Origin of the sequence: Thiohalobacter sp. (assembly GCF_027000115.1) — a bacterium.
In the GTDB taxonomy this organism is placed as follows: domain Bacteria; phylum Pseudomonadota; class Gammaproteobacteria; order Thiohalobacterales; family Thiohalobacteraceae; genus JALTON01.
On sequence record NZ_JALTON010000013.1, the window covers coordinates 27,496 to 50,992 of the forward strand.

The 23,497-nt window shown below is 68.7% G+C and carries 20 protein-coding genes; 5 read left to right on the forward strand and 15 right to left on the reverse strand.

Translation table 11 applies throughout. From position 1 onward, the window contains the following. Positions 1-284 precede the first annotated feature (284 nt). The 5 genes from MVF76_RS01510 to MVF76_RS01530 all read left to right on the forward strand — a co-directional run bounded on the left by MVF76_RS01510 (position 285) and on the right by MVF76_RS01530 (position 8,598). The gene (locus tag MVF76_RS01510; RefSeq protein ID WP_297526968.1) at positions 285-2,714 is read left to right on the forward strand and encodes an acyl-CoA dehydrogenase; all 2,430 of its coding nucleotides are present in this window, start codon (positions 285-287) and stop codon (positions 2,712-2,714) included. Then, on the forward strand, positions 2,711-4,030 hold the full coding sequence (locus MVF76_RS01515; RefSeq protein WP_297526970.1) for an acetyl-CoA C-acetyltransferase: 1,320 nt from the start codon (positions 2,711-2,713) through the stop codon (positions 4,028-4,030). Before MVF76_RS01510 ends, MVF76_RS01515 begins: the two co-directional genes overlap by 4 nt. Further along, positions 4,027-6,069, forward strand: coding sequence for a 3-hydroxyacyl-CoA dehydrogenase NAD-binding domain-containing protein (locus MVF76_RS01520; RefSeq protein ID WP_297526972.1), 2,043 nt, complete (start codon positions 4,027-4,029; stop codon positions 6,067-6,069). Before MVF76_RS01515 ends, MVF76_RS01520 begins: the two co-directional genes overlap by 4 nt. Positions 6,070-6,103: 34 nt before the next feature. Next, a complete protein-coding gene (locus MVF76_RS01525) occupies positions 6,104-7,909 on the forward strand; it encodes an AMP-dependent synthetase/ligase (protein WP_297526974.1) in 1,806 nt (601 codons plus the stop codon). A gap of 362 nt (positions 7,910-8,271) precedes the next feature. After that, positions 8,272-8,598, forward strand: a complete 327-nt coding sequence (locus MVF76_RS01530) for a hypothetical protein (RefSeq protein ID WP_297526976.1) — start codon at positions 8,272-8,274, stop codon at positions 8,596-8,598. Position 8,599: 1 nt separating this feature from the next. Here the strand turns inward: MVF76_RS01530 and MVF76_RS01535 are convergent, their stop codons facing one another. The 15 genes from MVF76_RS01535 to fabD all read right to left on the reverse strand — a co-directional run bounded on the left by MVF76_RS01535 (position 8,600) and on the right by fabD (position 23,422). Then, positions 8,600-8,944, reverse strand: a complete 345-nt coding sequence (locus MVF76_RS01535) for a PilZ domain-containing protein (protein ID WP_297526977.1) — start codon at positions 8,942-8,944, stop codon at positions 8,600-8,602. Between the two features lie 392 nt (positions 8,945-9,336). Next, a complete protein-coding gene (locus MVF76_RS01540) occupies positions 9,337-10,107 on the reverse strand; it encodes a TatD family hydrolase (protein WP_297526980.1) in 771 nt (256 codons plus the stop codon). 94 nt (positions 10,108-10,201) lie between these two features. Next, positions 10,202-10,546: a PilZ domain-containing protein gene (locus MVF76_RS01545; protein WP_297526982.1), complete on the reverse strand. Its 345-nt coding sequence runs from the start codon at positions 10,544-10,546 to the stop codon at positions 10,202-10,204. A gap of 28 nt (positions 10,547-10,574) precedes the next feature. Next, complete coding sequence (locus MVF76_RS01550; protein WP_297526984.1) at positions 10,575-11,552, reverse strand: DNA polymerase III subunit delta'; 978 nt, start codon at positions 11,550-11,552, stop codon at positions 10,575-10,577. A gap of 18 nt (positions 11,553-11,570) precedes the next feature. After that, on the reverse strand, positions 11,571-12,206 hold the full coding sequence (tmk, locus tag MVF76_RS01555) for a dTMP kinase (protein WP_297526986.1): 636 nt from the start codon (positions 12,204-12,206) through the stop codon (positions 11,571-11,573). 195 nt (positions 12,207-12,401) lie between these two features. Further along, on the reverse strand, positions 12,402-14,504 hold the full coding sequence (locus tag MVF76_RS01560) for a TonB-dependent receptor (protein ID WP_297526987.1): 2,103 nt from the start codon (positions 14,502-14,504) through the stop codon (positions 12,402-12,404). 144 nt (positions 14,505-14,648) lie between these two features. Then, a complete protein-coding gene (locus MVF76_RS01565; RefSeq protein WP_297526989.1) occupies positions 14,649-15,200 on the reverse strand; it encodes a pseudouridine synthase in 552 nt (183 codons plus the stop codon). A 1-nt stretch (position 15,201) separates the two neighbouring features. Further along, positions 15,202-16,734: a gamma-glutamyltransferase gene (locus MVF76_RS01570; RefSeq protein WP_297526990.1), complete on the reverse strand. Its 1,533-nt coding sequence runs from the start codon at positions 16,732-16,734 to the stop codon at positions 15,202-15,204. Positions 16,735-16,741: 7 nt separating this feature from the next. Continuing rightward, a complete protein-coding gene (gene mltG, locus MVF76_RS01575; RefSeq protein ID WP_317622913.1) occupies positions 16,742-17,776 on the reverse strand; it encodes an endolytic transglycosylase MltG in 1,035 nt (344 codons plus the stop codon). Next, positions 17,746-18,594: an aminodeoxychorismate lyase gene (gene pabC / locus MVF76_RS01580; protein WP_297526992.1), complete on the reverse strand. Its 849-nt coding sequence runs from the start codon at positions 18,592-18,594 to the stop codon at positions 17,746-17,748. The genes mltG and pabC overlap by 31 nt, the downstream gene beginning before the upstream one ends. A 4-nt stretch (positions 18,595-18,598) precedes the next feature. Next, positions 18,599-19,936, reverse strand: coding sequence for an aminodeoxychorismate synthase component I (locus MVF76_RS01585; protein WP_297526994.1), 1,338 nt, complete (start codon positions 19,934-19,936; stop codon positions 18,599-18,601). A gap of 23 nt (positions 19,937-19,959) precedes the next feature. Then, positions 19,960-21,201 (reverse strand): beta-ketoacyl-ACP synthase II, encoded by a 1,242-nt coding sequence (fabF, locus tag MVF76_RS01590; protein WP_297526996.1) that lies wholly within the window; start codon positions 21,199-21,201, stop codon positions 19,960-19,962. A gap of 89 nt (positions 21,202-21,290) precedes the next feature. Further along, on the reverse strand, positions 21,291-21,527 hold the full coding sequence (gene acpP / locus MVF76_RS01595; protein WP_297526998.1) for an acyl carrier protein: 237 nt from the start codon (positions 21,525-21,527) through the stop codon (positions 21,291-21,293). Positions 21,528-21,711: 184 nt separating this feature from the next. Then, positions 21,712-22,455 (reverse strand): 3-oxoacyl-ACP reductase FabG, encoded by a 744-nt coding sequence (gene fabG, locus MVF76_RS01600; RefSeq protein ID WP_297527000.1) that lies wholly within the window; start codon positions 22,453-22,455, stop codon positions 21,712-21,714. 34 nt (positions 22,456-22,489) lie between these two features. Further along, entirely contained in the window at positions 22,490-23,422 is a 933-nt protein-coding gene (fabD, locus tag MVF76_RS01605) for an ACP S-malonyltransferase (protein ID WP_297527002.1), read from the reverse strand. Positions 23,423-23,497: the final 75 nt, after the last annotated feature.

Below are 23,497 nucleotides of genomic sequence, written 5' to 3' on the forward strand. Positions count from 1 at the left end.
CCAAATATATCGTGTTCAGGATGCAGAGAAAGGCGGTGAACAAGGCGTGGCTCACAGGCAATGGCCCTGCCCTTGGCAAGAGCCACAACGCAGTGCAGGGGCTTTCTCTGCATCCCTGACAGGTTCAAGATCAAGGGAAAGGCCGGGCTGTACCGGCCCACAGTCTGCGTTGTCGTCGCTTGCTGTAGGGGTGCTACAGCGGCGCGCCGACGCCTTGTTGTGGACCGGCACAGCCCGGCTGAACACGACATATTTGGTTGCCGGGTTAATAAAAGGAGGCGCGCATGACCCTCTTCGAGATCGGCATCCTGCTCCTGACCCTGGGGTTGCTGGCCGCGTTGCGTGCCTCCGGCCGGCTGTGGGTGGGCACGCTGACAGTGCTCTGGCTGCTGTGGCTCCCCACCGGTCCCGGTGCGCCGGCTGCCATCGCCGCCCTGCTGCCGGTCGCCGTGCTGGCGGTGCTGGTCCTTCGCCCCGACCTGCGCCGGCAGTGGCTGAGCCGCCCGCTGCTGACCGCCTTCCGCAATACCCTGCCGCCCATGTCCGACACCGAGCGCGAGGCGCTGGAGGCTGGCACCGTGGGCTGGGAGCGGGAGCTGTTCAGCGGCCGACCCGACTGGCAACAGCTGTTCGATCGTCCGCTCAGCCGGCTCACGCCAGAGGAGCGGGCCTTCCTCGAAGGACCTGTCAATGAACTCTGCGCCATGGTCGACGACTGGCGGGTGACCCATGAGGACTTTGACCTGCCCCCCGAGGTCTGGGACTTCATCAAGCGCAACGGTTTCTTCGGCATGATCATCCCCCGCGAGTACGGCGGGCTGGCGTTCAGCGCCGAGGCGCACAGCCGGGTGGTGGCGCGCATCGCCGGCCGCAGCATCACCGCCGCGGTTACGGTCATGGTGCCGAACTCGCTGGGACCGGCCAAGCTGCTGCTGCACTACGGCACCGATGCGCAGAAGGCACATTATCTGCCCCGGCTGGCGCGCGGCGAGGAAATCCCCTGCTTCGCCCTCACCGGGCCCGAAGCCGGCTCCGATGCCGCCTCGCTGCCGGACCGCGGCGAGGTCTGCCGTGGCCAGTGGCAGGGCGAGGAAGTGGTCGGCATCCGCCTCAACTGGGAGAAGCGCTACATCACCCTGGGGCCGGTCGCCACCGTGCTCGGGCTGGCCTTCCACCTCTACGACCCCGAGCACCTGCTCGGGGAACAGGAAGACCTGGGCATCACCCTGGCGCTGATTCCCACCGACACCCCCGGCATCGACATCGGCAACCGCCACTTCCCGCTCAACATTGCCTTCCACAACGGCCCCAATCGCGGCCACGACGTGTTCATTCCGCTGGACTGGATCATTGGCGGCCCCGAGCGCGCGGGCCAGGGCTGGCGCATGCTCATGGAATGCCTCGCCGACGGCCGCGCCATCTCGCTGCCGGCGCTGAGCACGGGCGCCGGCATGCTGGCCTCGCGCGCCACCGGCGCCTACGCCGCGGTACGCAAGCAGTTCAAGCTGCCCATCGGCCGCTTCGACGGCGTCGGCGCGGCGCTGGCCGCCATCGCCGGGAACACCTACCTGATGCAAGGTGCCCGCGCGCTCACCTGCAGCATGCTCGATCAGGGCGAGAAGCCCTCGGTGGCCTCGGCGATCGTCAAGTACCACATGACCGAACGCATGCGGGTGTTGATCAACCACGCCATGGACATCCAGGGTGGCAGCGGCATCTGCCTGGGACCGCGCAACTTCATCGGCCGCGTCTACCAGGCCCTGCCCATCAGCATCACGGTGGAGGGCGCCAACATCCTCACCCGCAACCTGATCATCTTCGGCCAGGGCGCGGTGCGCTGCCATCCCTATGTCCATGCCGAGATGGAGGCCGCCGCCGACCCCGACGCCACACGAGCACTGGAACGCTTCGATGCAGCCTTCTTCGGCCACGTGTCGCTGGCCCTGTCCAATGCCGTGCGCTCGCTGTTCCATGGCCTGACCGATGGCTGGCTGGCCCGGGTGCCCAACCCCTGCGGCTGTCGCCGCCAGCTCCAGCGCCTGACCCGGCTGAGCGCCGCGCTGGCCTGGGCCTCCGAGGTCGCCATGCTGACCCTCGGCGGGAGCCTCAAGCGCCGCGAGCGGCTGTCGGCGCGCCTCGGCGATGTACTGAGCTATCTTTATCTGGCCGGCGCCGCGATACGCTGGCATGCCGAACACGGCTGTCCCGAGGAGGACCGTCCGCTGATGCGCTGGGTCATGGACGATTGCGTCGCCCGCTCCCAGCAGGCGCTGCACGAGTTCTGCCGCAACCTGCCGTTGCGCCCCGCCGGCTGGCTGCTGCGCCTGTGGCTGCTGCCCTGGGGCACGCATCCCGGTCCCGACGACCGGCTCGAGCGCCAGGTCGCCGACCTGCTGCTGGCGCCCGGCCCCGCGCGCGACCGCCTCACCGAAGGGCTCTACGTGCCCGACGGTCTCGACCAACCGCTGGGCCGGCTCGAGGACGCCCTGCGCAAGGCCCGCGACGCGGCACCCGTACTGGCGCGGATGCGCCGCGCCATGCGCAAGGGCGAGCTGCCGAAAGGCGATCCCGAGCAGCTGCTGGACGCAGCGCTCGAGGCCGGCGTCATCGACGCCGACGAGCGCGCCGCGGTGGAAGCCGCGGTGGCCGCACGCCGCGAGGTCATCCAGGTCGACGAATTTCCCCCCGAGGCCCTGAAAAGGAGACAGGCATGAGCACCGTTGCCGATCCCGGCCTGAACGGCCGGCCGGTTCATGTGGTGGATGGCGCGCGTTCGCCCTTTCTCAAGGCGCGCGGCGAACCCGGCCCCTTCACCGCGGCCGACCTGGCGGTGCAGGCCGCGCGCGGCCTGTGCCTGCGCCAGCCCTTCCCCCCCGAGGCCTTCGACGAGGTGGTCGCCGGCTGCGTGATGCCCGGCCCCGACGAGGCCAACATCGCGCGCGTGGTGGCGCTGCGGCTGGGCTGCGGCGAACGCGTCCCCGCCTTCACCGTGCAGCGCAACTGTGCCTCGGGCATGCAGGCACTGGATACGGCGGCGCGCAACATCGCCTCGGGGCGCTCGGACCTGGTCCTGGCCGGCGGCATCGAGGCCATGAGCCACGCACCGGTATTGCTGGGCACCGCCATGGTCGCCTGGCTGGCGGGCTGGAACAACGCACGCAACTGGCAGGCGCGGCTGCGCCAGCTCGCTCGCCTGCGGCCGAAGCATCTGGCCCCGGTCATCGGCCTGCTGCGCGGCCTGACCGACCCCGTGGTCGGCCTGTCCATGGGTCAGACCGCGGAGATCCTCGCCCATCGCTTCGGCATCGACCGCGAGGCCATGGACCGCTTCGCGCTCGAAAGCCATCGCCGCCTGGCCGCGGCACAGGACGCCGGTCATCTGGTCGAGATCGAACCCGTCTATGATCGCCATGGCAAGGTCCATCTCGCCGACGACGGCCTGCGCCGCGACACCTCCATGGAGTCGCTGGCGAAACTGCGCCCGGTGTTCGACCGGCCCTTCGGCCTGGTCACCGCCGGCAACAGCGCCCAGATCACCGATGGCGCGGCCTGGCTGATCCTGGCCTCGGAAGCGGCGGTGGCGCAATACGACCTGCCGGTGCTGGGGCGGCTGGTGGATTCGAGCTGGGCCGGTTTGGATCCAGCGCAGATGGGTCTGGGCCCGGTGCATGCCATGGCCCCGTTGATGCAGCGCCACGGGCTGGACAGCGGCGACATCGACTACTGGGAGATCAACGAGGCCTTCGCCGCGCAGGTGCTCGCCTGCCTCGCGGCCTGGACCGATGACGACTATTGCCGCGCGGAACTGGGACGTGATACTGCCTTCGGGCCGATCGATCGCGAACGCCTGAACGTCGACGGCGGTGGCATCAGTCTCGGCCATCCGGTCGGTGCCAGCGGCGCACGCATCGTGCTGCACCTGCTCCATGTGCTCAGGCGCAACGGTGCCCGCCGCGGCATCGCCAGCCTGTGCATCGGCGGCGGCCAGGGCGGCGCCATACTGGTCGAGAACGAGGGCGCGACGGCATGAGCGACTGGCAGCACTGGAAACTGGAACGCGACGACGACGGCATCGCCTGGCTGGCCGCCGACCGCGCCGGCAGCAGCACCAACGTGCTGGACGAGGCCGTGCTCACCGAGCTGATCGCGGTGCTGGATCATCTAGCCGCAGATGCCCCGCGCGGGCTGGTGCTGTATTCGGCCAAGCCCGGCGGCTTCATCGCCGGGGCCGACATCCGCGGCTTCCGCGGCATCCGCGACCGCGATCTGGCGCTGGACTTCATCCGCCTGGGCCAGCGCGCGGCCGATCGCCTCGAGGCCGTGCCCTGGCGCACGGTCGCCATGATCCACGGCTTCTGCCTGGGCGGGGGCATGGAGCTGGCGCTGGCTTGCGACCACCGCGTGGCCCGTGACGACGATGCCACCCGGCTGGGACTGCCCGAGGTCCGGCTGGGCATCCACCCCGGCTTCGGCGGCACCCTGCGCTCGGTGCGTCTGCTCGGCGGCCTGCCGGCGCTGGAGCTGATGCTCACCGGCCGTGCCCTGCGCGCGCGCCAGGCCCGCAAGCTGGGGCTGGTGGACCACGCGGTACCGGAACGCCACCTCCGGCGCGCCGCCCGCCGACTCGCGCTCGAGGGCGGCCGGTCGCATCGCCCGGACTGGAAGGCGCGCCTGTCCAACCAGCCGCTGGTGCGACCGCTGCTGGCGAAGGTGCTGCATGCGAGGACGGCCCGCAAGGCGCGTCCCGAACACTACCCGGCACCGCATGCGCTGATCGATCTCTGGCGCGACCATGCCGACGACCCGGCGCGCATGCTGGAGGCCGAGGCCGAGTCGGTGGCGCGGCTGATCGTCGGCGACACCGCGCAGAACCTGGTCCGGGTGTTCTTCCTGCAGGAACACCTCAAGGGCCTGGCGAAGCAGGTCGACTTTTCGCCGGCCCATGTACACGTGGTGGGCGCCGGCGTCATGGGCGGCGACATCGCCGCCTGGTGCGCCCTGCGCGGGCTGCGGGTCACCCTGCAGGACCAGACGCCCGAACGCATCGCCCCGGCCGTCGGTCGCGCGCACAGGCTGTTCTGCGAGCGCCTGCGCGACCCGCGTGCCGTGACTGCGGCCTTCGACCGCCTGATTCCCGATCCCACCGGCCGCCATGCCGGCCATGCCGATCTGGTGATCGAGGCCATCTTCGAGGACGCCGATGCCAAACGGGCGCTGTACCGGGACCTGGAGCCGCGGCTGAAGCCCAAGGCCTTCATCGCCACCAATACCTCGAGCATTCCGCTGGAGGCGCTGGCCCCCGCACTGGAACGACCGGAACGACTGGTCGGCCTGCACTTCTTCAATCCGGTGGCGAAGATGCAGCTGGTCGAGATCGTGCGCGGCCAGGACAGCGCCGACGAGGTGATCGACCGCGCCATGGCCTTTACCCGCCGCATCGACCGCCTGCCGCTGCCGGTGGCGAGCCGGCCCGGCTTTCTGGTCAACCGCATCCTCATGCCCTACCTGCTGGAAGCGGTCGAGCTGGTCGAGGAAGGCGTGCCCGGCAGCCTCGTCGATCGTGCCGCGCTGGACTTTGGCATGCCCATGGGACCCATCGAACTGGCCGACACCGTGGGCCTGGACATCTGCCTACACGTCGCCGAGATCCTCGGCAAGGCCTTCGACCAGGCGCTGCCGGCACGATTGCAGGAGCTGGTCGATGCCGGCCGGCTGGGCCGCAAGAGCGGCCAGGGCTTCTACCGCTGGCGCAAGGGCAGGCCCATCAAGCCCAAGGCACCCTCGGGCTACCAGCCGCCGGCCGACCTCACCGACCGCCTCATCCTGCGCATGCTCAACGAGACCGTGGCCTGTCTGCGTGAACAGGTGGTGGCAGACGAGGAACTGGCCGATGCCGGCATGATCTTCGGCACCGGTTTTGCACCCTTCCGCGGCGGGCCGGTGCATTATATCCGCAGCGAGGGCGTCAAGGACCTGAAGATCCGGCTGCACGATTTGACCGCCCGCCACGGCTCGCGCTTTACTGCCGATCCGGGCTGGGACCAACTGGCGCAAGCCGGCAAGGACTGACCCGCACCATTCCACAACAAGAGCGAGAAACGGAATGCCCCGAGTCACCGAACATGTGATTGCGCCCCACACCGCCGGCACCCTCGCCGGCCTGCTGAGCGAGCGCATCCGCCGCACCCCGGACGCCGAGGCCTACCGGCGCTTCGATCCGGCCTCCGACAAATGGGTCTCCCGCAACTGGCGCGAGACCGGCGAACAGGCGGCGCGCTGGCAGGCAGCGCTCAAGGCCAGCGGCCTCAATCGCGGCGACCGCGTCGCGGTGATGCTGCGCAATTGCCCGGAATGGGTGCTGTTCGACGAGGCCGCCCATGGCCTGGGACTGGTGGTGGTGCCGCTGTACACCGACGACCGGCCGGACAATGTCGCCTACATCCTCGCCAACTGTGGCGCCCGGCTGCTGCTGATCGCCGGCGATGAACACTGGCGTGCCCTGTCCGAAGTCCGCGACCAGCTCGGCTTCCTGGCGCGCATCGTGACCCTTGAGCGCATCGCTGCGCCGAATGACGACCGGGTGACATGCGTGGACGACTGGCTGCCGGAAGCTGCCGAAGGCTTCCGTGTCGAGGACATCGACCCGAACACGCTGGCCACCATCGTCTATACCTCGGGCACCACCGGCCGCCCCAAGGGCGTGATGCTCAGCCATCACAACATCCTCTGGAACGCCCACGCCGCCCAGAAGGCCGTGGCCGTGTATCCCGACGACCTGTTCCTGTCCTTCCTGCCCCTGTCGCACACCTTCGAGCGCACCGTCGGTTACTACCTGCCCATGATGTGCGGCGCGGCCGTGGCCTACAACCGCTCCATTCCGGAACTGGCCGAGGACCTGCTTGCGGTACGACCGACAGTGCTCATTTCGGTGCCCCGCATCTTCGAGCGCGTCTACAACAAGATCCAGGCCGGTCTGGAGGAGAAGTCGCCCTTCGCCCGCCGCCTGTTCGAGCGCGCCGTGGAACTGGGCTGGAACCGCTTCGAGGTGGCGCAGGGCCGCGGCACGCCCATCGCCGGGCAGTGGCAGTGGCCGCTGCTGGAACGGCTGGTGGCGCGCAAGGTCATGCAGAAACTCGGCGGGCGCATGCGCGTGGCCGTGGCCGGCGGCGCCGCCCTGCCGCCCACCGTGGCCCGGCTGTTCATCGGTCTCGGGCTGCCGCTGATCCAGGGCTACGGACTGACCGAGACCAGCCCGGTCATCGCGGCCAACCGCCTCGAAGACAATGTGCCCGAGAGCGTGGGCCGCGCGCTGGACGGGGTCGAGGTACACATCGGCGAGGGTCAGGAACTGCTCACTCGCAGCCCCAGCGTGATGCTGGGCTACTGGGACAACCCCGAGGCCACTGCGCAGATGATCGACGACGAGGGCTGGCTGCATACCGGCGACCAGGCACGCATCGACGACAAGGGACACATCTTCATCACCGGCCGGCTGAAGGAAATCATCGTCCTGGCCAATGGCGAGAAGGTGCCGCCTGCGGACATGGAGATGGCCATCAGCCTCGATCCCCTCTTCGAGCAGGCCATGGTCATCGGCGACGGCCGTCCCTATCTGGCCGCGCTGGTGGTGCTCAACCCCGAGCAGTGGCGGCGCGAGGCCGCCCGTCTCGGCCTCGACCCCGACCAGCCGGAAAGCCTGCACCACCCCGACTGGTGCGAGTTCGTGCTCGGCCGCATCGCCGAGCGCCTGCGCGAGTTCCCGGGCTACGCCCAGGTGCGGGCGGTGAGCTGCCAGCTCGATCCCTGGACCATCGAGGACGGCCTGATCACCCCTACCCTCAAGCTGCGCCGCAATCGCATGACGGAGCGCTTCGCCGACGAGATCGAACGGCTCTACGAGGGCCACTGATGGCAGGCGGTGACGAATGCCAGTAAGGTCACCGAGGCCACCGTCACCCACGTCGCCATCTAACCCGCATATTGCATCGGGGCGGAAGCGGGCGGCAGGCAACCTGTTGTGTCGACGAGCAATGAACCGGGTTTCTTCCATGGCCCGGAGTATGATTTGTGTCCGCCCGCTTCCTGCTGCGGCCTTGGCGGATTTGCAGCTCCTGGCGCAATATGTGGGCCAGGACCGGCAACGGCCAAGGCTGCTGCCGGAGGTGGTGGACGTCTCACCGTTACCCGTCCGCCCCCGCTTCGCCGCTGGCGTCAACCGAACCCGGTCTCCCGCGTTGTCTTCAGTAAATGCACAAGCACGAGGAGGCCGCCATGCGGATCTTGTTTCCTATCCTTTTCCTGCTCATCCTTGCCGGCCCGGCCGCGGGCGGCGAACTGCGCGATGAGGTCCGCGCCCTGTTCGAGGCGCGGCGCGCCATCGAGATGGAAAGTCACCGTGCCCGCGTCGCCATTCTGGAGGCAGCCGATCGCTGTATCCGTGGTGCAGAGGACTTCCGCGCCTACCGGGCCTGCGAGCGCGAGGAGGCCGCGGCCCGCGAGGCGCACCGGGAGGACCTGAAACCGAAACTGGAGGCATTGCGGACCCGCTGGGAGGCGCTGCGCGAGCGCCTGCAGGCAGGCCGCACGCCCGGGGACTAAATCAGGCGGCGTCGACCGCCCGCTGTTGCTGCAGCGCGCGATAGTGCAGCAGTTCGGAAACGGCCGCCTGCAGGAGCGGATCGCCGGAATCGAAGGCATAGGCCACGCCCCCGCTGCCCTCCCGCACCAGACGCGCCTCGACCTGGCGGGTCAGCAGCTGCTGCCCGGTCCAGATCTCGAAATGGAGCCGCACCGACTCGGGCACGGCAGGCGAACGCAACAGCGGGCTGGCCAGGAACACGCCTTCGCGGCTGATGTCCAGGATCAGTGCCGGGCCGCGGTGCGCGCCGGTCTCGATGTCGACCTCGAGCGTCACCTCGGCGCGGGGATATCTGCGTCGCTCCATGGGCTCCACCTTGATGTCGTCGCTGTCCGCCCGCAGATGCGGCCGGGGCCAACGGGGCCCGCAGGGGCTCCGCTCTGGACCGTCCCGGGTCGATGTTCCTGGATGAAGATCTTTCGAAGGCGGGGCCGGAAGGGTTCCATTTTCCGGACGGGGCGCCCGCCGCAACCGGTTTCCGTGAACCGGTTCACGGATTCCAGCGGCCGGCTGGCGTGGTTCTTGAGGCCTGGCGGGGCGTGGCCGTCAGGGTCTGGCCGCGGAGCCGGAACACCGACGACACAGAGACACCGAGTTCATGGGGTGCAAGGCAACAAGTGCTTGGGCATTCTCCGTGCCTCTGTGGCCTCCGCGTTCGCACGCACCCGGTTCGATGGGCACGCTTCGCTTTGCCCATCCTACCGCTGGAAAAGTGCCCGGTAGTTTGCGCTGGTCTGCTCCGCCAGGGCCTCGAAGGGCACGCCCCTCACCTCCGCGACACAGCGGGCCACGTCGGCGACCCAGGCGGGCTCGTTGGGCTTGCCGCGATGCGGGACCGGTGCCAGATAGGGGGCGTCGGTCTCCACCAGGATGAGATCCTCCGGCACCCGGCGGGCGACGTCTCTCAGGCTGTCGGCATTGCGGAAGGTGACTATGCCCGAGAAGGAGATGTAAAAGCCGAGGTCCAGCGCCTGGCGCGCCATGTCCCAGCTCTCGGTAAAGCAGTGCAACACGCCGCCCACCGCATCGGCCCCGGTCTTGCGCAACAGGCCGATGGTGTCCTCGCGGGCATCGCGGGTATGCACGATCAGCGGCTTGCCAGTGGTGCGCGCCGCCGCGACATGCAGGGCAAAGCGCTCGCGCTGACGCGCGCGTTCCGTCTCGCTCTTGCCATAGTAGTAGTCCAGGCCGGTTTCGCCGATGGCCACCACGCGCGGATCGGCCGCGCGTTCGATCAGCGCCGCCTCGCTGCACTCGGCGGTCTCGTCCTCGCAGGGGTGCACGCCCACCGAGCAGGACACCCGGGGATGCGGCTCGATCAGTGCCCGCATGTCCGGCCAGGCTTCCAGGTTGATGGACACGCACAGCAGATGGTCCACCCCTGCATCCGCGGCACGGCTCAGGTAATCCGGCAAGGCGTCTGGCACGCCTTCCAGCCGGTCCAGATGACAGTGGGAATCGATGAGCATGGCGATCTCTTCCGACAGGGGCGGCCCAGCCTACGCAAGGGGATGCGCGGAGGCAAGGCAGCCGTGCGGGAGATGGCTGCACGAATGCGAAAGCTTACATGGTATGCGTCGGGCGCTCCGCCTGCAGGGCGCCGGCGAGATAGGTCTCGATCCTATTGCGGGCGGTGCCGTCGTCCTGATCGCCGAACTGGACGCCGATGCCCGCGGCACGTGAGCCCTGGGCGCCCTTGGGGGTGATCCAGACGATGCGGCCGGCGACGGGAATCTTCTCGCCCTCGTCCATGAGCGTGAGCAGCATGAACACCTCGTCACCGAGCTGGTAGTTCTTGTTCGTCGGCACGAACAGGCCACCGTTCTTCACGAAGGGCATGTAGGCCGCGTAGAGCGCGCCCTTGTCCTTGATGGTCAGCGAAAGTATGCCTTGCCTGCCTGCCTTCATGGCCCCTTCTCCGTTGCCTTGCCTTGGGTCAGCGGCCGCGCGCGGTGCGCGACCATTCGTGAAGCAGTTCCTCCAGCAGCAGCTGGGTATTCACCGAGGTTTCCCGCAGCCGCCGCGCCCGCTGGGTGAGATCCAGCAGTGCGAACAGCCGGCCGCCTTCAATGCCCTGCGCCAGCGCGGCGAGGCGGTCGGCCAGATCGGCGTTGCGCAGGCCGTCGGCCGCGCCCGTTGCCAGGCGGATCATATCGCCGGTCCAGCTTGCCAGCCAGTCCAGCGGCGCCAGGCCCTCGACCTGGTGCCAGTTTCCGGCCAGTTCCACCGGGCTGGCCCGGCCCCGCATCAGCGACTCGAACTCGCCGGCCCAGGCCGCGCGCTGCGCCAGCTCTCCGGACTCGACCAGGGCGAGTGCCCGCAGCGGCGCGCCGCCGGCGAGTGCCAGCGCGAGCCCCGGCTCGGCGACACCCTGCGCGGCCAGCCAGTCGCGGGCCAGCGCGGGGTCGGGCGGCGGCAGCCGCAACTGCTGACAGCGGCTGCGGATGGTCGCCATCAGCCGCCCCGGGCGGTGGCTGACCAGGATCAATACCGTGTTATCGGTCGGTTCCTCCAGGGTCTTGAGCAGGCTGTTGGCCGCGGCCGGGTTCATGGCCTCGGCCGGGGCAATGACGGCGACCTTGCGACCCTCGCCATGGGCCTTGAGCGCCAGCCCCGCGGACAGTTCACGGATCTGGTCGACCAGGATCTGCTGCTTGCCCTCCGGCGGGGCCACCTGCCGGAAATCCGGGTGACTGCCCGCCGCCCGCCATTGGCAGGCGGCGCACTGGCCGCAGGCGCCCGCCCCGCCCGGCCGTTCGCACAGCAGCCAGGCCGCCAGCCGGTCGGCCAGCGCCTGCTTGCCGATGCCCGCGGACCCGCCGAGCAGCAGCGCGTGGGGGAAGCGCCCCTGGCCCGCGCTTTGGCACAGCTGAGACCAGACGGATTCATGCCATGGAAGTATATTATTTTCCATTAGGTTATATTATATAACTCAAGCTATTTCTGTCTCTAGAATGAAGGCCTGCACCTGCTCGCGGATGCGCGCCTGCACGACCTCCAGCGGCTGACTGGCGTCGATGACGCGGAAACGATCGGGTTCCGCCGCAGCGCGGGCCAGGTAGCCTTCGCGCACCCGCTCGAAAAAGGCCTGCTGCTCCTGCTCGAAGCGGTCCAGCTCACCGCGGGCACTGGCCCGGGCGAGGCCGGTTTCCACCGGCACGTCCAGCAGCAGGGTGAGATCGGGGCGCAAATCGCCCTGAACCATGCGTTCCAGCTCGGCGATCCGGTCCAGCGACAGGCCGCGACCGTAGCCCTGATAGGCATAGGTGGCATCGGTGAAACGGTCGCACAGCACCCACTGGCCGGCATCGAGCGCCGGGCGGATGACCCGCGCCAGGTGCTCGGCCCGCGCCGCGAACACCAGCAGCAGCTCGCAGTCGTCGGCCATGCCGGCGTGCGCCGTGTCCAGCAGCAGCTCGCGGATGCGCTCGGCGAGCGGCGTCCCGCCCGGCTCGCGGGTGCGCACCAGGTCCTTGCCCGCCTCCCGGATGAGGCGCTCCACCAGATCCAGATTGGTGGTCTTGCCGACCCCTTCCCCGCCCTCGATGGTGATGAATCGTCCGCGCACAAGCCCCCCTCGTCAGGGGGGCCATTCTAGCCCGGATACAAAAGCGGTGCGCGTCGATGGACATTTTTTGGCAGATGCGCCGGGGACACGGAAGGCGCCGAGGCGCAGAGGACACCGGGCTCCTTGCGGGCATTCATGTCTCGGTAAACTCTGTGCCTCCGCGATCTCTGCGTTACCTGCCAGGGATCATGTCACCTACCAGCGCCAGGACAGCTTCAGCTGCAGGTTGCGACCGGCACCGGGCAGGCGCGAGCCGAGCGGCACCGCGCTGCCCGTCACCCGGTTGTAGCCGCCGAGATGATCGTAGTAGAGCCGATCGGTGAGGTTCTCCAGCGCCAGGTCGAGTTCGCCACCCTGCCCCAGCCGGTAGCGCACCCCGGCGCCCAGGGTGACATGACCGGGCGTGGGCAGCTCGCCGAGGGTGCGCGACACCCGGTCCTGGCGGGCATGGGCGCGGGCACCGATACGGAATTGCCAGGCACCCCGACGGTGCAGCAGACGCAGGCCTAGGCGCAGCGGGCTGACGCGGTAGAGGGCATCGTCGATGTCGCGGCGATCGCCGCGCACCCAGGTAAAGTCGCCCTCCAGCCGCCAGGCGGGCGCCAACTGCCAGCCACCCAGGGCATCCAGGCCGTAGAGCCGTGCCTCGACATTGGCAAAGGCCAGCGGTGTGCTGTCCCCGCCCAGGCTGCTGACGGCGATCACGACGGGATCGGTGACAGGCACGGCCTGGATGTAGTCGTCGATCCGGCGGTAGAAGAGCCGCGGCGAGAAGTGCCAGCCCCGCCCTTCCAGCTCGATGCCCAGTTCCAGCTGCCAGGACCGCTCCGGGTCCAGCGCCGGATCCCCCACATAGTTGTTGCCGTCGGCCAGCCCGCCGGTGGATTGCAGCGGCAGCCACAGGTAGCGCTCCTGATAGGACGGCGTGCGCATCTTGTGCCCCAGCGCCACGATCAGGGTCGCGCCCGGCCGCAAGGGCCGGTCCACGCCCAGCACCAGATCGAACAGAAGGTCCGACCGGCTGCGATCGGCACTGTTGAAGCGGGTCTGCAGGGTCATGATGTTCGCGTTCATCATGGCCATGGAATGGCGCACCTCGCCGGCGTCGGTACGGCTGCGCGTCAGGCGCACGCCGAGATTCCAGTGCGCCCCGGCGGCCTGCGCGTCGCGCTCGGCGTACAGGCCGAGGCGCGTCAGGCGGACATCATGAAAATTGTCGACACGGAAGGAAGGATTGGCAGGATCCCTGATCACCGCGTCATGGATCTCGCGGTCGGCATCCAGCCCGAACCGCCATCGGCTGCCATGCGGTTGCCAGGCCAGCGAACCGCCGTGGCCACTGGACTCGGCATCCGCAACCCGCAGCGTGGCCGGGTTCAGCGGCGGGCGGAGGCTGTAGTTGTTCATGCGATGCCAGACCCGGTTGCCGTGCACTTCCGCGCGCACCCGACCGCTGGCCGTGTCGAGTTTGATCTCGCCACGACCACTGTTGGTATCCGCGTACACAATGTCCATCGGCAGGGCCGGCGTGCCGGTGGGACCGGTCTCGTTGCGGCGTCCATCGAGCGACAGTTCCATGCCTTCCCCTCGCCAGCCATAGCCGAGGCGCAACTGGTCGCGATCGTACTGCGTGCTGCGCAGCCGGCCGAGCGGAGTTACCAGATCCTTGCCGCGCTCGCGGGTCAGCCCCACATGCACCCGCTGGCTGCGATTGGCCAGCGCGGTGAACAGGTTGAGGGCACGACCGTTGGCTGCGCTGTCTGCATCTGCGCGGACCAGGCCGCTACTTGTCGCCGCCTCGGCATCGATGAAATGGCTGTCGATGGAGCGTGCGGCCAGCAGGCCGCCGAGCGATTCGGCCGCCATGCTCACCGGGGCGATGCCCCGGTACAGGGTGATGGACTGCACTTGCCCCTGCGGCACCAGGCCCAGTGGCGGATCCATGGCATTGGGACCACCCGAGGCGATCGGCATGCCGTCGATACGCACCGCCACACGGTCACCGAACAGGCCGCGGTACTGGGCAATGCCGGTCAGAGGCCCGTTGCGGTTCACGTCCGCACCCGGCAACGACCTCAGCAGCGCGGCGGCGTCCGGCGCCGACTCGGGCAATGCCGGTTCGCTGCGTCGTATCCGATGGACCTCCACCGGTGCCGTCGGCAGGGGCTTCAGTATCTCGATGTAGAGGGTGTCGGGGGTCGCCGGTGAAGCGGCGGGTTCGGCCTGGGCGCAGAAGGCGCCCAGCAACAGGGACGCGCCGAGGCCGAGCCCCGGCACGCGAGGGGAACAAGCACGCATTGAACAGGATCTCCGTGAACAAGCCTGCCTGCGGAAGAGCAAGATGCATGCCGGAGTGTGCGTGCAAGCGGATCAGGAACTTGCGCGGCCCGCTGGGCGAACGGCCGTGGCAGTCGCCACAGCCGCTGCGGCAAATGCCACAGTTCAGCGCCGCTTGCGTGCGGGCGTTTCGACGATGCGATACTCGCCCGGCGCCAGCCCATCGAGGGTCCAGTCGCCCACGGCGTAACGGATCAGGCGCAGGGTGGGATGGCCGACCGCCGCGGTCATCCTGCGCACCTGACGGTTGCGCCCCTCGCGCAGGGCCAGCTCGATCCAGGCGGTGGGAATCGCCTTGCGCTCGCGAATGGGCGGATCGCGCGGCCATATATCCGGTGGAGCCATGAGCCGTGCCCGCGCCGGCCGGGTGCGACCGTCCCTGAGCTGGACACCACGGGCCAGTGCCGCCAGCGCGCTCTCGTCCGGAATGCCTTCCACCTGTGCCCAGTAGGTCTTCCACGCCTTGAAGCGGGGATGGGCGATGCGATGCTGCAGGGCGCCGTCATCGGTGAGCAGCAGCAGGCCCTCGCTGTCGTAGTCCAGCCGCCCCGCCGGATACACGCCGGGGATGTCGATGTAGTCCGCCAGCGTCTGCTTGTCACCGGAGGGACTGAACTGGGACAGCACCCGGTAGGGCTTGTTGAACAGCACCAGCATCTCAGCCGACGATCCGGACCGCGCCCTCGCGGCGCGGATCGGCCGCGGCCTCGAAGCCCTGCCCGCGCTGTGCCACGGCGTGCACGCCCCCGAAAAACAGGCTGCTGCCCGGCCACAGCCGGTGGTCCGGCCAGTGCCGAAGCAGTCGCTCGACCTCCTCGGGCGCGAAGCCGCCCTCGATGTCCAGGTGCCCGCCCTCGGGATGCACCCGCGGATGCAGCACGGCGGCTTCCAGCGGCAGGCCCTGGTCAATCAGCCGGCTGATCACCTGCAGCAGCGCGGTGCGGATGCGATTGGAGCCACCGGAGCCGAGCACCACCCGCTCCCCCTCCGGCGCCACCAGCAGGCCCGGCGCCATCATGGAAGTGAGCCGGGTATCGGGCATCCACTGATGGAAACCGCGCGGATTGAGGTCGGCCTCGCCCAGCATGTTGTTGAGCATGATGCCGGTATCCGGAATCAGGTGGCCGCAGCCCTCGCCGTTGCTGGCCGTGAGTCCCGCACAGTTGCCATCGCCATCCATGACGCTGAGATGGGTGGTGCCACGACGTGCGGCCAGCCGGCCCTCGATGTCGCGGGCATGGCGCGCGATCAAGACATCGTCCAGCGCGGGCAGGCCCGAAGACGTCGCCAGGCCCTCGCGTCGGCAGGTTTCCGTTTCTGCCATGACCTCGACCAGGGTTTCCAGGTCGGGAGCGCCGTCCGTGGTCACCGCCTCCGCCAGCCGCAGTCCCAGCGCCACCAGCAGGCCACCGCTGGCCGGCGGCGGATTGGTGAGCAGGCGCCAGCCGCGATAGTCCACCGCCAGGGGTTCCCGCAGTATGACCCGGTAACTCGCCAGCGCCTCGCGATCCAGCAGCCCATGCTCCGCGCACAGCCGCGCGATCAGCTCGGCGATGTCACCCTCGTAGAAGGCGCGGTCGCCCTCGCTGGCCAGGAATTCCAATACCTCGGCCAGCAGGGGTTGCCGCAGCAGCGCGCCCTCGCCCGGCACCTCCCCGTCGGCATCGCAGAAGACGGCGCGCGCCTCGGGCGTGGCCCGGTAGATGGGCGCCACGATGCCGAAGGCATGGGCCTGCATGGCATTGATGCGTACGCCCTCGCGCGCCAGCGTGCAGGCCGGCTCGACCAGCCGCCGCATCGGCAACCGGCACTGGCTGCGCCGGATCTCGAACAGGCCGCGCACCACGCCGGGCACGGCTGCAGAGCCCAGGCCGATGTGGAACTCCTGGCGGGCGGTGCCGAAATCGGCCTCGATGGGGTGAAAATCCAGCGCGCCCCGCGCCCGCCGCCGGCGCGGGGTCTGGGCGAAGAAGTCGAACAGTCGGGCCGGGCCGGATGCCGGCTGCGCCAGCAGGAAGCCGCCGCCGCCCAGCGAGGTCAGCACGGGCTCGGCGGCGCAGGCCGCCAGCAGCCCGGCCACCACGGCGTCGAAGGCATTGCCCCCTTCGGCCAGGATCTCTGCGGCGGCCTCGGCCGTGGCCGGATGACCGGCCGCGACCGCGCCCGCCCTGCGCCCATTGACTCCGCTCACCGTCACATCAGCGACCAAGCTGGTACTTGCGCACCGCGCGGTTGTGCTCGGCCAGGGTCGCCGAGAACTGGTGGGAACCGTCGCCGCGGGCGACGAAATAGAGGGCATCGCCCGGCGCCGGATGCAGCACGGCTTCGATGGCCGCACGCCCCGGCAAGGCGATGGGCGTGGGCGGGAGCCCCTTGCGGGTGTAGGTGTTGTAGGGCGTGTCCCGGCGCAGGTCCCGGCGGCGGATGTTGCCGTCGAAGTCCGCGCCCATGCCGTAGATCACCGTCGGGTCCGTCTGCAACCGCATGCCTCGCTGCAAGCGACGGATGAATACCCCGGCAATCTGCGGCCGTTCGCTGGCCAGTCCTGTTTCCTTTTCGACAATGGAGGCAAGAATCAGGGCGTCGTAAGGCGTCTTCAATGGCAGATCCGGATCACGGCGCTCCCAGACTTTCGCCAGGTAGTCGGCCATGGCCTGATAGGCACGTCGCAGCACGGCGCGATCCGGCGTGCCGCGGGGGAAGTGGTAGGTATCGGGCAGGAAGCGGCCCTCGGGGTGGCCCGGCGGCAGATCCAGGGTCGCCAGCAGATCGGCATCGGGCACACCGTCCAGGGTATGCTGCAGAAACTCCAGGCCGCGCAGATAGGCCCGCAACTGGGGCACGGTCCAGCCCTCGACGATGGTCACCGGATACTGGATGACGGCCCCGCGGGTAAAGCGCTCGAGCAGTTGCGCTGGCCGGACGCCCGGTTCGATGCGGTACTCGCCGGGCTGGATGCGACCCGCGAGGCCCGATTCGCGACCCAGCCAGACCAGATACCCTGGCCGTTCGAGCAGACCTTCCGCCGCCAGTCCTCGGGCAACACCCTGCAGGGAATCGCCGCGCGCGATCTCGAACACCAGGGGCGAATCGACCGCGAGCGGTGTCTCCAGGAAACGGTCATAGTCCAGCTTCAGCCACAGCGCGCCGGCGGCCACGGCCACGAGCAGCAAGGCGAGTCCGATCAGGAGCGGGCGCCGGATCACGGCCGCTTCTCCGTTCCGACCAGCCATGCATGCAGCCGTTCACGCAACCGATCGGCCAGCGGGGAAACGGGCAACGGCCGCCCATCCAGTTCCGCGACCGGGCGCAGCCCGATCAGGCTGTTGGTGAGCAGCAGGCCGGCAGCACCCTGAAGTGCCTCGATGGTCACCGGGCGCACTGTACAGGGAATGCCTGCCGCGGCACAGCATCCCATGAGCGCCCCGCGCATGACGCCCGCGACGCCGCACCGCGACAGCTCGGGCGTGACCAGCGTGCCGTCGTCCCCGATCAGGAACAGGTTACTGCGTGTGCCCTCGATGACATGACCCTCCGTATCCAGCAGCAGGCCCTCGTCGCAGCCCATTGCCTGAACCTCGCGCGCCGCCAGCACCTGTTCCAGCCGGTTGAGATGCTTGATGCCGGCCAGCAGCGGCTGATGACCCAGCCGCAGCGTACAGGTGCGCAGTCGTGCACCCTGACCATCGAACCGCAGCAGTCCCTCGGGCCAGGGGCTGAGGGTCAGCAGACGACGCACGCGAACGGCCTCAGGCGGCGCGTACCCGCGGCCGCCGGTGCCCCGGGTCAACTGCAGCCTGAGCACCGCGGTCGCCCACCCGCTCGCCAGTGCGCGCATCTCGGCTGCCAGCAGGGCACGCTCGGGCATGGGCAGCCCCAGTCGCTCGCAGCCCCGAGCCAGTCGGTCCAGATGGGCCTCCAGCAGTTCCACCCGCCCGTCGACCACGGCACAGGTCTCGAACAGGCCATCGCCATAGTCGAGGCCGCGATCCGGCAGCGGCAGGGAATCGGCGGGCCGGCCGTCTATCCATGTCTGCACCCGCTCGCTCATATTTTCATTGTGCCTCGTTCATACCCAGCGCGAGCAATAAACCCCGCGCCTTGGCACGGGTCTCTTCCAGTTCCCGCTCGGGCAGGGAGTCGGCAACGATGCCGGCACCGGCGCGCAGTGTCAGCCGTCCGTCGGCCAGCTCCAGGGTACGAATCAGGATGTTCAGGTCCAGGCTGCCGTCGCGGTTGAGATAACCCATTGAACCGGTATAGGCCCGGCGAGGCACGCCCTCCAGTTCGCCGATGATCTGCATGCAGCGCACCTTGGGACAGCCGGTAATGGTACCGCCGGGAAACAGGGCGCGGATCACCCCGCCCGGCGTGACCTCCGGTCGCAGTCGGCCGCGCACGTTGGAGACGATGTGATGCACATGGGCATAGTGCTCCAGCACCATCAACTCGTCGACCGCCACGCTGCCGTACTCGCTCACCCGCCCCAAATCGTTGCGTTCCAGGTCGATGAGCATGACGTGCTCGGCGCGCTCCTTGGGATGCGCCAGCAGCTCGCGAGACAGCCGGGCATCGCCAGCGGAATCCGCGCCGCGCGGGCGGGTGCCGGCAATCGGCCGGGTGCTGATCTCTCCCTGACGCACCCGCACCAGCCGCTCCGGCGAGGAACTGACGACGGCCCGCTCGGGATGCAGGCTGAGGCCGTTGAAGGGGCCGGGATTGTGCCGGCGCAGGGACCGGTACAGCGCAATCGCCGCCTCGCGCGGACAGGCTCCCTCCCACAGCCGCGACAGGTTGGCCTGGAAGATGTCACCGTCGCGGATGTAGTCGAGTGCGCGTGCCACGGCCTCGAGATAGCGCTCGGGCGGTTCTTCTGCCAGCCGCACCTCGGGCAGTTCGCACGGAGGTTCGAGCCCACGAGCCGCCTCGACGTCGGCACGCAGGGCCTCCAGGCAGTCGGACCGACCGGGCTCGGCCACCAGCCAGCAGCGTCCTTGCGCGCGGTCCCGTATCAGCGCCGCGGGGCAGCGCTCGGCGAAGGCGACCAGCTCGCCGGCTGCCGGCATGGGGATGTCGAGCACCGGTTCGATCTCGGCCGCCAGCTCGTACCCCAGGAACAGGAACCAGCCGCCGAGGAAGGGCAGCCCACTGTCCGATCCCGGCAGACGCTCGCCCTGCCAGGCGGCATCGAGTCGGGCGAGAAAGTCGCTGCGGTCGCCGGCGCGCTGCTCGATGCGACCCTCGGGGCAAGCCATCAGGATATCGAAACGCCCCTGGGGGCCGCCGGAGGCACTGTCGAGCAGATGCGGATAGCGGCCGGGAAAGGCCGCCTGGACCCGTGCGGGGTCCAGCTCGGCAATGGGTTCGATCAGTGGCTGTGGGGAATGCGCCATGCCGACAGCGGCGCCCCGCCGGATCACTCCGGACGGCGCAGTACCAGGGTGCCGTTGGTGCCGCCGAAGCCGAAGGAGTTCGACAGGGCCACGTCGATCTTCATCGGCCGCGCCTCGTTGGGTACATAGTCGAGATCGCAGTCCGGGTCCGGCGTCCGGTAGTTGATGGTCGGCGGCGCCACCTGATCACGGATGGCCAGCGCGCTGAACACGGCCTCGATGCCGCCGGCCGCGCCGAGCAGATGGCCGGTCATGGACTTGGTGGAACTCATCGCCAGCCGATGGGCATGCTCGCCGAAGGCTGCCTTCACAGCCTCCGTCTCGGCCTTGTCCCCGGCCGGGGTGGAGGTGCCGTGGGCATTGATGTAGTCCACGTCCTCGGGATTCAGGCCGGCGTCGTGAAGCGCGTTCAGCATGCAGCGGTACGCGCCCTCCCCGCCCTCCGCGGGCTGGGTCATGTGATGGGCGTCACCGCTCATGCCGTAGCCGAGCACCTCGGCATAGATGTTGGCACCACGGGCCTTTGCGTGCTCGTATTCCTCCAGCACCACAACGCCGGCACCGTCTCCGAGCACGAAGCCGTCACGCTCCTTGTCGAAGGGACGGCTGGCGCCCTGCGGATCGTCGTTGCGGGTGGACAGTGCTCGCGCTGCCGCGAAGCCGCCCAGACCCAGGGGCGTACTGGCCATTTCCGCGCCACCGGCCACCATGATGTCGGCATCGCCATAAGCGATGAAGCGCGCAGCCTGGCCAATGTTGTGGGTGCCCGTGGTGCAGGCAGTGACGATGGCGATGTTCGGGCCCTTGAACCCCTCCATGATGGAAAGGTTGCCCGAGATCATGTTGATGATCGACGAAGGCACGAAGAAGGGCGAGATCTTGCGCGGCCCCCTGGCCAACAGGTTGGCATGGTTCTCCTCGATGGTGTGCAGGCCACCGATCCCGGAGCCGATGGCCACGCCGATGCGCCCGGCATTGGCCTCGGTCACCTCGAAGCCGGAATCGGCGATGGCCTGCTTGCCGGCGGCGATGCCGTAATGGATGAAGGGATCCATCTTTCGGGCATCCTTGCTCGACATGTACTCGGTCACGTCGAAGCCTTCAATGGTGCCGCCAAAACGCACGCTGAACTCCGAGACATCGAAGCGGTCGATGGGCCGGATACCGCTGTGCCCCGCGAGAATGTTGTCCCAGGCTTCCTTGAGGTTCAGACCGACGGGCGAGACGATCCCCATGCCGGTGATGACGACGCGTCGTTTGGACAAGCCGGTATCCCTTCTGCTGCTTCAGGCAAAGAAAATGCCGCGACCACTGACGTGGTTGCGGCGTGGGTCTTTCCCGCTGCCCGGGCCTGTCAGCCCAGGTTTGCGTTGATGTAGTCGATCGCCTGCTGGACGGTGGTGATCTTTTCGGCCTCTTCGTCCGGAATCTCGCACTCGAATTCTTCCTCGAGGGCCATGACCAGTTCCACGGTATCCAGGGAATCGGCGCCGAGATCGTCCACGAAAGAGGCCTGGTTGGTGACTTCGTCTTCCTTCACGCCGAGCTGTTCGACAACGATCTTCTTGACGCGTTCTTCGACATTACTCATGACAAAAAAATCCTCCAAGATTCCGGCCGCAGGAGCCGCGGCGGTATTGTATTGAAAAGGCTGGCGCCGTGCCAGTCGCGGGACGCATCCATTGCGGCTGCCTTCCCATAGCCGTCACGGCTGAATATCTTCCTTCATTTCAACCTGATAACCCGATAACCTCGAACCGTTCACATGCGGCCGTTCAGGCCATGTGCATGCCACCGTTGACGTGCAGCGTCTCGCCGGTGATGTAGGCCGCGTCCGGCGAAGCCAGGAAGGCCACGGCGCGCGCGATGTCCTCGGCCGCACCCAAGCGGCCGAGCGGAATGTTGTCCAGCAGCGCGGCACGCTGTTCCTCGGACAGCGCACGGGTCATGTCGGTGTCGATGAAACCGGGCGCGACCGTGTTGACCGTGATCCCGCGGGATCCGACCTCGCGGGCCAGCGACTTGGCGAAACCGATCATGCCCGCCTTTGCGGCCGCATAGTTGGTCTGGCCCGGATTGCCGGTGGCACCGACCACCGAGGCGATATTGATGATGCGTCCGTGGCGTGCCTTCATCATGGCGCGCAGGCAGGCCTTGCTCAGGCGGAACACCGAATTCAGGTTGGTGTCGATAACCGCGTCCCACTCCTCGTCCTTCATGCGCATGAGCAGGTTGTCGCGGGTGATGCCGGCGTTGTTGACGAGGATACTCGGCGCACCGAATTCCCCGGCGATCGCCTTCGTGAGTGCGTCGATGCTGTCGGGGTCCGTTACGTTCAGAACCTTGCCCGCCCCCTTGACCCCGGCCTCGGCAAGGGCGGCATCGATGGCCTGGGCGCCGGCCTCGGTGGTGGCGGTGCCGATCACGGTCGCCCCGCGGGCGCCCAGCTCCAGCGCAATCGCGCGGCCGATGCCGCGGCTGGCGCCGGTGACCAGTGCAATTTCGTTGTCCAGTGACATGGCTTCGCTCTCCCGCTGGATCGATGCAGTGAGTTCAGTCGGCCTGCAGCGCAGCGGCCAGGGAATCGGGATCCTCCACCGCCAATGCCTGCAACTGCCGGTCGATGCGCTTGTTGAGGCCGGTGAGCACCTTGCCCGGCCCCAGTTCGATCACCGTGCTCGCGCCGCCGGCGGCCAGCGCGCGGATGGTCTCCACCCAGCGCACCGGGCTGTGTAGCTGCAGCCTCAGCGCCTCGCGGATGCCGTCCGGGTCGTCGTGGGTGGCGACATCCACGTTGTGCAGCACCGGGATTCGGGGCTTGATGATCTTCACGCCCGCCAGCACCTCGGCCAGGCGTTCGGCCGCCGGCGCCATCAGCGTACAGTGCGAAGGTACGCTGACCGGCAATACCAGTGCGCGCCTTGCCCCGGCAGCCTTCGCCGCCGCGGTCGCGCGCGCCACTGCCTCGGCATGGCCCGCGATGACCACCTGGCCGGGCGAGTTGAAGTTCACCGGCTCCAGCACCTGTCCCTGCGCCTCGGCCTCGCACAGGGCGCGTACCTGATCGTCGTCCAGGCCCAGGATGGCGGCCATGGCGCCCGTGCCTTCGGGGACCGCTTCCTGCATGGCGCGAGCCCGCGCCTCGACGACCTTTACCGCATCGGCAAACGGCAGGGTGTCGGCCGCGACCAGTGCGCTGTACTCGCCCAGGCTGTGACCGGCCATCGCCACCGGCATCGGACCGCCGGCCGCCTGCCACACCCGCCACACAGCCACCCCCGCCGCCAGCATCGCCGGCTGCGTACGGTCGGTGCGGTTCAGCGCCTCGGCCGGACCCTGCTGCACCAGTGCCCACAGGTCCTCGCCGAGCACCTCGCTGGCCTCGGCGAAGGTCTCCTGCACCTGCGGCCAGGCCTCGGCCAAGGCCGCCAGCATGCCCACACTCTGTGAACCCTGTCCAGGGAAGACTGTTGCCATCTTGCTCATCGTTTTCTCTCGAATGCCGGTTGTCGCAAGCACGATTGTTGGGCACGCTTTGCTTTGCCCAACCTACCCTTCCCG